The sequence below is a fragment of the Facklamia sp. 7083-14-GEN3 genome (assembly GCF_024742075.1).
Lineage (GTDB): Bacteria > Bacillota > Bacilli > Lactobacillales > Aerococcaceae > Facklamia.
The window spans coordinates 544,101-557,259 of the sequence record NZ_JANSGD010000001.1; the positions used below are offsets into that span (position 1 = coordinate 544,101).

Annotated in this window: 7 protein-coding genes; 6 read left to right on the forward strand and 1 reads right to left on the reverse strand. The window is 33.5% G+C overall.

Annotated features, from left to right (window positions below; all coding sequences use genetic code 11):
* Positions 1 to 39: 39 nt before the first annotated feature.
* Positions 40 to 1,233 carry a coenzyme F420-0:L-glutamate ligase gene (locus NW240_RS02585; RefSeq protein ID WP_258435889.1) on the reverse strand — a complete coding sequence of 398 codons (1,194 nt, stop codon included), beginning with the start codon at positions 1,231 to 1,233 and terminating at the stop codon, positions 40 to 42.
* Between the two features lie 605 nt (positions 1,234 to 1,838).
* Between NW240_RS02585 and NW240_RS02590 the strand changes: the two genes are divergently transcribed.
* The 6 genes from NW240_RS02590 to NW240_RS02615 all read left to right on the forward strand — a co-directional run bounded on the left by NW240_RS02590 (position 1,839) and on the right by NW240_RS02615 (position 13,158).
* A complete protein-coding gene (locus tag NW240_RS02590) occupies positions 1,839 to 6,941 on the forward strand; it encodes a SpaA isopeptide-forming pilin-related protein (RefSeq protein ID WP_258435890.1) in 5,103 nt (1,700 codons plus the stop codon).
* A gap of 2 nt (positions 6,942 to 6,943) precedes the next feature.
* A complete protein-coding gene (locus NW240_RS02595; RefSeq protein WP_258435891.1) occupies positions 6,944 to 8,509 on the forward strand; it encodes a SpaH/EbpB family LPXTG-anchored major pilin in 1,566 nt (521 codons plus the stop codon).
* A gap of 93 nt (positions 8,510 to 8,602) precedes the next feature.
* On the forward strand, positions 8,603 to 9,955 hold the full coding sequence (locus NW240_RS02600) for a collagen binding domain-containing protein (RefSeq protein WP_258435892.1): 1,353 nt from the start codon (positions 8,603 to 8,605) through the stop codon (positions 9,953 to 9,955).
* Positions 9,956 to 9,995: 40 nt separating this feature from the next.
* Positions 9,996 to 10,811, forward strand: coding sequence for a class C sortase (locus NW240_RS02605; protein WP_309302391.1), 816 nt, complete (start codon positions 9,996 to 9,998; stop codon positions 10,809 to 10,811).
* Positions 10,812 to 11,660, forward strand: a complete 849-nt coding sequence (locus NW240_RS02610) for a class C sortase (protein WP_258435894.1) — start codon at positions 10,812 to 10,814, stop codon at positions 11,658 to 11,660.
* A 142-nt stretch (positions 11,661 to 11,802) separates the two neighbouring features.
* On the forward strand, positions 11,803 to 13,158 hold the full coding sequence (locus NW240_RS02615) for a TrkH family potassium uptake protein (protein ID WP_258435895.1): 1,356 nt from the start codon (positions 11,803 to 11,805) through the stop codon (positions 13,156 to 13,158).
* The last annotated feature ends 1 nt before the right edge of the window (position 13,159 follow it).

Consider the following 13,159-nt stretch of genomic DNA (forward strand, 5'->3'; position numbering starts at 1 on the left):
CACAAGTGTTTAACAGAGTTTTTAAGTTAAAAGTTAAAATTATTGATCAGAGTATTTATCGAAGTAACCTTTGATGTAGATGAAAGGAGTCCCTTTATCACCAGAACCAGAAGTTAAATCAGATAAAGAACCTAATAAGTCTGTCAGTTGACGAGGGGTTGTACCGATTCTTTCTGCTTGGTCTTGACTAGCCGCTGCATGGCCAGCAATATAATCAGAAATAGCAGTTTGTAAATCTTGACCTTCTAAATCTTTGAATTTACCATCTGCCAAATATTTTAGTTTTACTTCATCAGGTGTTCCTTCTAATCCACTTGTATAAGCAGGGGATACAATCGGATCGGCTAATTCCCAAATTTGACTTTGAGGATCCTTAAAAGCACCGTCACCGTAAATCATGACATCGATTGTTTTGCCAGTTAAATCTTTAATTAAAGATTGCACGTTATTGACAAAAACTTCACCATTGATAGGGAAGAGCTTAACGATTTCATCCGAAGAAAGGTTGGCACCTAACAAACCGAAGTCTGGGTTTGAACCACTGCCGTCAATTGGCTGATTCATAATTTCATCTAAACGTAAGACTTTTGAAGCGCCTGCTTGTAGTAAGCGTTTTTGTGTTCGTTTACGTGTGTGAAGATCGGCTGCAATGACAGTGTCTGTATAATCTAAGATTGCTTTTGGCTGGTTTGCCAAGATAATTGTACAGTTAGCGCCTTCCCCTTCAATTGTTTCACGGTAAAGGCTTAAATAGTCCACACCTGTAAAAGGATGCTTCATATCAGCGAAGATCTTTTTGATTTCTGCTTCAGTAAAGACATCGGTCCAGGGATTGATGCCAGCATCATCTAAATCTTCAATTAACATGAGTGGGTTACCGACTTCATCGGATGGATAACTCAATTGAACAATCACTTCATCGGCTGCACGAGCAATCGCTTTTAAAGTAGACTGGAATCGATTCCGACTGGTAATTGGGAATACGACGCCAATTTTTTTAGATTGTAATTTATTTTGGATATCTTTAGCAATTTGATCAAGTGTAACATAATTGCCTTGAGCACGCGCTAAAATGGATTCCGTAATAGCAAGAACATCCCGGTCCTCAATCATATATTGAGCTTCTTTAGAAGACTCTAATAAAGTCTCAACAACAATTTTGACTAGGTCATCCCCTTCATGGATAACTGGTGCTCTCAAGCCTCTTACTACGGTACCTACTGTTCTTTTCATAATCAGATTCCTTTCTCTCATTGAGATAAAATAATCGACCAACAACGTATAAATGAAAAAAACGACGGAAGACCGTCATCACCCATTTACTTATGTAGTTTATCATAGCAATACTGGAAGTGAAATGTTAAAGACTAATTTTAAAGAAAGATAAACATAAACGTTCGGATTTTAATTTATAAATAAGAGTCATTATGCTATTTTTGATTAATTTAATAGGGAAGATAAACGAGAAAACAATATATATAATAGATAGTTTGAAAGAACAATTAAAAATCCGAACATTTCATGTAACACTTAAAAAAACACATATTAAAAATTTCTAAAAATTGTTTAAAATAAATTAATATATCTTTATATATGAATTTCGAGCTAATAAAAATCAATCATGTTAATTGAATTCTTTCAAACAAATATGATATAATTTTATCTTATTACCTATTATTTACAGGGAAAGGGTTTTAAGGAACATCAGACTTGATTTATTCTAGGTGTGTTCCTTTCTGTACAAAGATTAATAGTATATCTTTCATTTGAATTTAAATATTTTATAGCTTAAAATATTCTAAGAATATATAAAATTAAGAGGAAGAGAAGGTGAAAAATTGAATTCAAAATTAAGTAAATTCTTCCGGTTTTTCATGGTATCTCTAATTGTCCTATCGAATATACCTTTTCACATATTTATAAATGTCCATGCTCAAAATATTACGAATGAGGATGTTCTCCAATTAAATTCAAAGAGATCTGGTTGGCAATTAGTTTTGAACGCTAGTAATTTTGACTCTCCTCAAGATCAGTGGGTTGATTTTATAATTGATGGAACCACTAAAAAAGTGAATAGTCTTTCATTAATAACAAGTAATAATCAAGAATTTCCGATAAATATTACTACTGATAAGGAACAGTTCCAAAAGAATATAAATAATTATCAAAACTATCAGCAAGACATTCAAGCATATGAACAAGCTATTGAGAACTATTCGGCCCGAATTGAGGAATACCAAGAATCTAAAAAGGCTAATGAGCAGGAATGGCTAGCTTATCAAGAGGCATGGGATAATTATAATGAAGAGATTGAAAATTATGAAATAAATTATCAAGCATATGTCGATCAATATAATCAGTACATAGACAATAACCAAGAAGTTCCAGCTGATCTAGTTGAACCACAGTTACCAACTGAACCTAACTTAGAAGAGCCAAAAGCTTTTATAAGAGAAGAACCGGTTGAGCCTATTGACCCAACAAATGAACAAGCTGAGAAGTTATGGCAACTTGCACTCAAAAGTGATTCTACAAAGGAAGCTTATCAATTGTGGATACCTAAGAAATATTTTAATTCGACAATTGAAGTAGATAGCAAGTCTACTGAAGAAATAACTAAGGATTATAAAGTAGAAGCTTTTAGTACGTTTTCTGGTTCACGTTATAAAGCTAGTGAAGTAGTTAGCAAATCGTTACCTAAAGAAGAAGCATCAATTTCAGATAAAAAAACAACAACTTCTGAGGAAGCTCAAAAAACAAGAATTAATCCTTCAGATAATGAAAGCGAAGCGGTTAAACCCGTTATCAAAGAGAGCGTATTAGTAGGACTCAATTCAAATCTATCCTTTGAAGATGTTATCGAAAATTATGGCGATTTTCCAAAAGATACTTCCTTCGAATGGTTAGAAAAAATTAACACTTCAAAAGTTGGTACTTTTGAAAACAAATTAAAAATTACTCAACAAGATGGTGAAATATCTGAATGGCCAACTACATATGAAGTCATTAAGCCAGATTTTAGAATGATGGCAAGGGCAGCCGTTGAACCTCCTAAAGCAGAAGTAGGAAAATTCACCATTTTTGCTGTTGATGATTTCGATAAAACTTATAAGCCGGTCGAAGGAGTAACTGTAAAGCTGCATCACTATAAGTATATACCAGGGTCATTTCCAATAGGTTATGATATTAATCCTGTAACAGATAAAAAATCAGGTAATATTGAATTGATTTCGGACGCTAGTGGATACACGTCATACTATGGCATCGAAAGAAATGGACAATATCCACTATATTATGTTGAAGTCGTAGGGACCCCGGATGGTTTTGCAGCTCCGAATAAAACAATACTCGAAGCACCTAACGGAGGTCTAAGTGGTTTCCCTAATCCTAAAATAGGTGAATTCTATGGTGCTTATGATTTATCTGCTAGAGGGCTCATTACACCAAATAACAGTAAAATTCTCCAACCTATCGCTGATAATGGAAATACAGTAGCTAGTAACGCGGCTGTTGTTCGGGTTAGAAGATTGGTGACAGATGTAGAATTTAAAAAAATAGATAAAGATACAGGTGCACCACTAGCTAATGCAGTTTTCGAATTAAAAAAACAAGGAGATAACGATTTTAGTCAAATAATAAATTCTGATGAAAAGGGGATTGCAACTTTTAAAGATTTAGGAATTGGAACTTACGAACTGAAAGAATCTTCACCTCCAGATGGCTACATTAGAAGTGAGAATACTTATACATTTGAGATTAATCAAGATACAAATAAAACTAAAGCCTATTCAAATAACTTCAGAGTTATTTCTAAGGGGTCAACTAAATCTTTAGGTGATATTACTCCTATTATTGAAAATAAAGTTAATAAGCTATTAATTCATAAAGTAGATGAGTCTGGTAAACCACTTAAAGGTTCCACTTTCACTCTTAAAGACATTGAAAATAAAACTATTGAACCTGATAGCGATCAAAGTAATCCTATTTTTGAATATTCAAAGTTAAAACCAGGTACTTATACTTTAATTGAAGATACGGCGCCTCAAGGATATTATTTAACGCAAAACAATAAGTGGACCTTCATTGTAGGTAATGACGGGAAAATTGAACTAAATGGTAACAAAGAGAATATTAAAGAAGAATTCGATAGTGAAGGAGACCAAATATTCAAAATTACTAATAATCAACATTTCATTGATTTTTCTTTCACTAATAGAGGACAGAACTGGGATGCTTTAACAGGTGGTAAGTTTAAATTAACAAATATAGATACGAAGGAAGTATATAATTCAAATTTAATCGATCAATCAGGTCAAGTTCGTTTTGATCATCTCAAAGTTGGCACTTACGAATTAATTGAAACCGAAAATCCACCAGGATATATTAAACAAAATTTAAAAACAACTTTTGATATCGAGTTGCTTAATGATAATAGTGGACTGGTTATTAACAATATAAAGACCTTTGATTTAGACAAGTCAGAAACAGAAGGAATTGATCCAGTCTTAACTTTTTCAGAAAGAACCAATCAATATAATTATTTTAACGTTAGAGAATCTTATTTTTTCATAAAAGTAGATGAGGAGGGTCAAGGGCTAGCTGATGCACAGTTTAAAGTCGTTAATGATGCTAATCCAAAAGATGTCTTGATTAAAACAAGTGATTCACAAGGGAGAGTCACTCTCAATAGAACGGCAGCTAAACCTAATTCTACCTTTACTATTCAAGAAATTCGTGCTCCTTTAGGATACCAAGTAAGTGATACAGTATGGAAGATAGAAACAAATAAATATGGTGAAGTTACAATGAAGTATCCAGACGATGCTAACGAATTTGATGGGTCAAGTGTTGTAGATGGACAAGCTGACCAAATTAAAATGAAAAACTATCCTTTAGAATATACTATTGAATTTACAAAGATAGGTTTGAATAGTATTCCACTCTCCGGCGCAGAATTTACTCTAACTTCTGTTGAATTGAAAGAGGGTAAATATATTGATAAGGGAGAAAGTCAATCAATCGAATCTGACGCAAGTGGAAAAGTAATATTTAAAGGATTATCTGAGGGTTTTTACCGTTTACAAGAAACAAAAACACCAATAGGTTATTTAGAGCAAGAAAATGCTTATGACATTATTGAGATTAAGTTAGATAAAACAAATAATAAACTTATGGCTGATTTAATTTCAGGTTATAATGATCTTTTATTCGGGGATGATAACCAAGGATACTATGTATCAAATGTTGTAGATGACGGCTTAAAAATCACTAAATATGGATATAGTGAAAACGGAACAACAACCTCACAAACTGATGATAGCGAACTACCTTTTGGTAGAAAAGTTATTCCTTTACAAGGTGTTAAATTTGAACTTAAAGGGAATTTAGAAAGCGGAGAAGAATATTATCAAACAGTGGTTTCTAATGCTAATGGTTTGGCAGTTTTCCCAGAAGTTGGTATCGGTAGTTATGAATTAAGAGAATTAAAAGCGCCCAATACCCATCTAAAATCAAATGCTGTTTATAATATCGATGTTACCTCTGGTTCAGATGGAATAGAAACTAAAATATCTCGAAAATCTGGGTCAGAAGGCGATGATTTCCTTTGGAAAGATGATAAAGGAAAATACGATTTAAATTATGCTATTAATAAAGAAAACCCTACTAACATTAAATTTATTAAAATTGCTAACGATACTCAAAATACCCCTTTAGCAGGTGCTCAATTTGAAATTTATGAATACGATCCTGATAATGAAAAAAGAATAGGTGAATCATTAGCAACTTCTATTTCTGAAGAAGACGGCATCATTGAATTTAAGCAATTGCCTGTAGGAAGAACTTATGAAGTGGTTGAAGTTAAGTCACCGACCAATTATGAGACAGTTGCCGGAGGAAAAGTGAGTGCATTGGTAAAAGTTTCCGAACAAGGTGAAGTTACATGGTTAAGCGAATCTGATGAGTTTTGGATAATTGATAAAAGTAATAAGGAATTTCCACGAGTTATTAATAAATTTAATCCAATCGAGATTGATTTTAATGTGCGAGACGATATTAATAATGCAAATGGCTTATATGGTAATTCATTAGATAATGCTGAGTTCAAATTGACAAGAATAAATGGAATTCCTAATCCAAATAATAATCAATTGGTAACTAGCGAATCTTGGACCGCAACTAGTAATGAAAATGGTTATGTCGACTTTAGTCCTCAATTAACTAATTATCGGCCACAAAGAGCAGAAGACGGATACGTTTATTTCTATTTAGAGCAAACAACTGTTCCTGATGGATATCAAAGTAATGTTCTACCAGTAATTATTCGAGTGGACGATAATAATGATGTTTCTGTTAATCCGGATGATTTAATTAAAAATGAAGGGTCTGTACTTTTAGATGCTAATCTAGGTTACATTGTTTTTAACGAAAAAATTATTACTGACCTTAGTTTTGATAAAATTGACGGAGAAAATTCCCTTAAAAAATTGAGTGGAACAAAATTCAGACTGATTTCAGATGAATTGGATCAAAATGATTCACCGATAATTGATCAAACAGTTACTCAAGATCGATTTAATTCTTTGATTTTTAGAAATTTACCTATAGGAACATACCAACTCATTGAAATAAAGGCTCCTGCTGGATATAACCTTTTAGGTCAGCCACTCTCAATTACTATTGAAGAAGCTAAAGATTCTAATGGAAAGAGAACAGGAAATGCAGTTTTTATCCTAGATGAAAAACAAAAAGATTTTATTGAAAAAATTGATAGTAATCAAGATGGAACTGCCAATAAAATTGTTGTTAAGAACTATGAGTCCCGTAACTTAATTAGAACCGGAGGAATGGGGGTGCTTATTTATCTATTATCGGGTACAATACTCATTCTACTTTCAGGCTACTATTTTTTAAAAACAAGAAAAACATATAAAAGGAGATAATCATGAAAAATAATAAATTTTTAAGAACGTTTTTAGTCCTAATCCTTGGACTATCAACATTTATATCAAGTTCATTATCAGTGTCAGCAGAGGAAAAAACGGTTAATGTAATTATACATAAACTTCAAGCTGATAAGTTCAACACTACAGGAGATCTTAATCAAGATGGAAAACCGTTAAATCAAGCAGATATAGAGAAATTAGGAACTAACGTTACAACTTTAGATAATGTAGTGTTTACTGCTTACAAAATTACTGAAAAACAATATAATGATGCTATATCTGATGTTGCTAATATGCCCGAACAGCCAAAAGAAGTTACAAAAGATGATGTTGTTTTAGAAGCTACTAAAGATGGCTCAACTACTTGGACAAAAACTTATAATCCAGCAAAATCAGAATATTATGTAGTATATGAAACTTCTAAACCTGATAGCGTTACAGGGTACGTAGCCGTTCCGTTTTTAATTGCTTTCCCGATGACAGCTGCTGATGGTAGTGGCTATTTAAATGAAGTAAATATTTATCCTAAAAATATCACCGGAGCCTTTCCAGTTGTTGGAAAAGATATTGTTAAATTAGGTCAAAAAACAGCTTCGTATAACGTTGGAGAATCTTTTACATATATTTTGAAAGGAACCATTCCAACCAATATTGAAAAATATACTGAATACACTTTTGTTGATGAGCTAGATCCGTCACTTACCATTGACCCATCCGATTTAACAAATATTACTGTTACAGTCGGTGGAGAAACTATAAATAATTTTGAAACTAATTATGATCCTGAAAACAATAATAATAATACTCTTAAAATCTCACTTGGAACTATAGGAATAGCAGAAATTGCTGAAAAAGTGCCTTTTGATAGTAGAAATAAAGTTGAAGACGTTAGTAAAGCTACTACTAATGATAATGCGACTCCATTCATAGAAGTTCATTTTAATGCTTATATAAATTCAAAAGCTGATGCAAATACCAACATAATAAATAAATCCTTAATAACTTATAATAATGGTTCAATGATAGACAATGCAAATACTGCATCTTCTGATAATGTCACAGTAAAGTTTGGTAATAAATCTTTTAAAAAAATAAACGGAGAAAATATTGGATTAGATGGAGCTAAATTTGCTCTTAAAGAGAATGATGATCCCGTTAAATGGAATAAAGAATTAATTGCTTTAAATGAACCTTCTAATTCTAATATATTTGTAAGTTCAAATGAAGAAGGAACTTTTGAAGATGGAGATGAAATAGTTCTAAAATCAAGTAGTGACGGCACATTTGTAATAAATGGTCTTGCTTATTCAAACCAAGCAACAGAAGGATCGAGTCTGAGTCAATATACACTTACTGAAGTAAAAGCACCTGAAGGTTATCAACTATTAGGAGAGCCGGTTAATTTTGAAGTCAATGATCAAGGCGAAGTAGAATCAATCCTAAATAACAAACGTCCATCCATCCCAGCAACTGGTGGTATTGGTACAATCATTTTTATCGTAGCCGGTATTTCATTGATGTTCTTTGCTATTATTGGTCGTCGAAAGGCTAAAGAAGAAGCATAATTTTAAAAAGGTATGGAGATTTTTCTCCATCCTTTGTTAAGGGAAATAGCGCTATTTCCTTTAACAAAGGATACTTACACAAGGAGGTATGACATGAATGTTCAAAAAAAAGTTCACTTTTTCTTGTTGACGATAGTAGTATTATTTGTCCTACCGATTCAAGTACTAGCTCAACCTTCTAATACATTGTCTATTCATTACAAGGAGAGTGATTCATCTCCTAGAAACTATAAAGTATGGAAGATAAATCCTGAATACGCTGAAACAAATATGAAGAGTTTAAATAAGAAAAAGACAAATGAACTGGATGATTTATTTAAAGAATCATTTATTTCAAAAGCAGGTCAAGATAACTTTGCAGTCATTGAAGAATTGCCTGATGGTTTATTTTATGGGCTTGAAGTTAATGAAGAAGGGGAGAAGGAGCTGCGTACCGTTCCTTTTGTGATTAATTTACCCTATCAGAATACTAAAAGAGTGGACATCTTTCCTAAACAAGCGGAGGTTGGCCAATTAACTATTAAAGTAATCGGCCAAGTTGATTCTGATAATGAAGAAGAGTGGAAAGACTTAGCTGGAGTAAGCTTTTATATTTATGCAGCCAACTCTAATCAACCCCTCCTCTTTAAAGATGGATACTTTACTACTGATGCAGACGGTAAGGCCGAATTAAAATCAAACGCTTTGGGTGAAATCAATTTATTCTCATTACCTGCTGGTGATTACGTCTTGGTCGAAGTCGAAACGGTCGATGGTTATTCGATCAGTCGAAAAATTTATTTTACAATTGAAGCAGGAGAATTAACTAAAGTTCTAGTAACAAAATATTTACTTGATAGTGATGATAGCACTGATAATGACGACGATGATGCTATTGGGAGCGATAGTACTACTTCTACAAGTGAGGATACCAGTTCAGAAAATGAAGAAATACTGGGAGGACAACATTTTCGTAAAGTTAATCATAAAAAGCCAGCTCAGGGCCTAGTGGGTGCGCGCTTTGAAGTGGTCACTTGGAATACTAAAAATCGAGAATTTGAGGATGTTCTTTTAGAAAATAAAGAAAAATATGTGGTAGAATCGGATGAACGAGGATATTTTAAAGTTAATAATTTGCCATTAGGAAAATATTATCTCATTGAAGTGAAAGCTCCTATGGTACAAGGATTACAATACCAACCGCTTGAAGAAGCCATTCCTTTTGAAATTACGCGTCAGTCTTATACGAATTATTCTATTGTAGAAATTGTCAACAAACCGTTTAAGGAATCAGAACAAGATCAGGATGTGACTATTAATAGACCCCAAAAGCCTCACGATCAAGGCTTCTTGCCGTCAACTGGAGAGGCTACTACTAATTTACAACTTTTAGCCTATGTAATAGTATCATTAGGTCTAGTCCTTTTATTGAAGCAAGGGAGAGAATTCAGAGAGAGGAATTTATAAATCTATGAAGAAGAAAAGACTCAAACTCTTTTTTTATAATTTGATTTTTATAATTGGAGGGATAGCCTTATGCTATCCCTTTATTACACGTTATCTTTATGATGAAGCTTCTCGAGTAGAAGTCAATACCTATAAAGAAGCAGTCCAACAGTTATCCATTAAGGAAACAGACCGCCGTATTTTTCTTGCTAAGGCTTATAACGACCAATTAAGTCAAAAAAACGAAGGGGTTTTTAATCTTTCCGATCCCTTCTCAGAAAAGGATTATCAAGAAGGGCGGGTAGCCTATGCGCATATGTTAGAAATTAAAGAACAAATCGGTGTAATTGATATTCCCAAAATCAATGAAGAATTACCGGTTTTTGCTGGAACCAGTGAAGAAGTACTCCAAAAGGGAATTGGTCACTTAGAAGGTACCAGTTTGCCCGTTGGAGGTAAACACACCCATTCGGTCCTTACAGGGCACCGTGGCTTACCTAATGCCCGACTTTTTTCTAATTTAGATAAACTTAAAGAAGGTGATGTCTTTTATTTAAAAAACTTATATGAAACCTTAGCTTACCAAGTTGATAAAATTGATGTCATCTTACCGGATGAAATAGAATACTTAGACATTGTTCCAGACCAAGATTATATGACACTCATTACTTGTACACCCTATATGATTAATAGTCATCGATTGTTAGTTAGAGGACACCGAATCCCTTATGTGCAAGAGGAATACGAAGAAGAGCGTAAGAGTAATATTAACTTCTTTATGAAGTATCGCTGGATTTTATTACTCCTATTACTTTTAATCATATTGGCTATTAGTTTTTGGCTATATAACCGAAAAAAGAAAGAAGAAGGAGAGTAGGTGGCTACTATCGCTAAAACAAGAAGATTTCGAGACCTTTTAAATATAATTATTTTTCTTTTAGGTTTAAGCTTACTCGCTTTTCCTTTTGTTTCTCGTTTTATCCATAATCAAGCGGCTAGAACCCAAGTGCAAGAGTTTAGGGATGAATCAATAAAACTTCCTAAAACGGAATTAGACCGCCGTATTGAATTAGCGGTTGCTTATAATTCCACCATTCTTCCTAGCATGAACGGGGTGGTCGATCCCTTTACACAAAAACAAAAGGAAGGGATTAAGGAATATGCTCGTATGCTCGAGATTAATGAACAGATTGGCTATATTGATATCCCTAAGATTGATGTTTCTTTACCAATCCATGCTGGAGCTACTGAAGAAGTCTTACAAAAAGCAGCAGGCCACCTTCAAGGCACCAGCTTACCAGTGGGGGGGAAAGGAACCAATAGTGTGATTACAGCCCATCGCGGCTTGCCTAGCGCTAAGTTATTTTCTGATTTAAATAAAATGAAAGTTGGCGACCAATTCTTTATTCACAACTTGCGCGATGATTTAGCTTATGAAGTAATAGAAATCAAGGTCATTGAACCCAATGATTTTGAGTCCCTCAGAATAGAAGAAGGAGAAGATCGTGTTACATTATTAACTTGTACGCCTTACATGATCAATAGTCACCGTCTATTGGTTATTGGTAAACGTATTCCTTACCCTAAAGAAAAAGTGGAAGAAACATTAACTGAAAAACAGCCTTTCCAATGGAAATTGTGGTTGTTCATATTGATGAGTTTATTAATATTATTAATTATTTTATGGCTATTTTTTAAGAAAAAGAAGAAAAAAGAGCAGATATAAAGTCTCAAAGTAATATTAAGGTAATATAAAAACTTTTGCTGTAAACTTTAATTTAAGTTTGAAATTCAATGTCTTTTTCAATACTATATTTATAGTATAATTTATCTGCTAACTAATAGTTGTAAAAGAAAGGAGGAAATCAATGCTCGTTTATAACAGGTGGAAAAAAGATCTCATTTCAATTAATCCAGCCGAATTATTCTTCTATAGTTACTTAGGTCTAATCTTAATTGGCAGTCTCCTATTAAAATTACCTTTTGCCACAAAAGAGGGCGTTGAAACTTCTTTTATTGATAGTATTTTTACGGCCGCTTCCGCTGTATGTGTCACAGGCCTAGCGACCTTAACCACAGCGACTCATTGGTCTCCATTTGGAAAAACAATTATTTTAATACTGATTCAAATTGGTGGAATAGGAGTTATGACAGGTGTAGGGACCATCGGTATGTTAATGGGAAGGCGTCTTTCGTTTTCTAACCGTAAGTTCTTAGCAGAAGAAAAGAACACCAGTACTTTTAGTGAGGTGGCAGACCTCGTACGTTATGTTGCCTATTCTACTTTATTTATTGAAGCTATCGGCGCCATTTTACTTAGTTTTCAATTCGTTCCAGAGTATGGTTTATTAAGAGGAGTTATTAATAGTGTCTTTCATTCCATATCAGCTTTTTGTAATGCGGGTTTTGATATTATAGGTGATCAAAGCTTTTTAGGCTATGTTGATAATAACTGGATTAATCTTGTAATCATGCTTTTAATTATTTTAGGGGGATTAGGCTTTTCAGTTAGTCGAAACCTTATTCATTATCGACTAAATGGCAGTCCCATCCGTTTACACACTAAGTTGGTGCTAGTGACAACCGGTTTATTAATTGTTTTACCAGCACTATTTTTCTTAATCATTGAATGGCAAAACCCAAGTACATTAGGACCTTTAAACCTTTTAGATAAGCTAACTGCCGCGCTTTTCCAATCAGTGACAACAAGAACTGCGGGCTTTGCTACTATTGATCAAGGAGCTTTGAGAACTCCTAGTTATTTAGTGACTAATCTTTTAATGTTTATTGGAGGGGCGCCCGGAGGAACAGCAGGGGGCTTAAAGGTCACAACTTTTGCTTTATTAATCCTTTATACACTCTCTTATTTGCGTGAAAGTCAAGATACAGTGGTCTTTAAACGTCGAATTCCTAAAAAGAATATCCTAAAATCTTTGGCCATCTTCTTTCTGTCTTTTTCATGGATTGGCTTGGCACTAATTTTATTAACTATTTTCGAACCCAATAAATCTTTAGTCAATCTCTATTATGAAATTGTATCAGCTTATGGTACAGTGGGATTAAGTCAAGGAATCACAGCTAATTTAAGTGTGATGAGCAAATTAATAATAGTATTTACAATGATATTCGGTAAAATTGGCCCAATGGCCATGGTTTATGTCTTCTTTACCAGAAAGGCTTCCAATAACTACCGTGAAGCCAAAGAAAGTATTTTAGTGGGGTGAT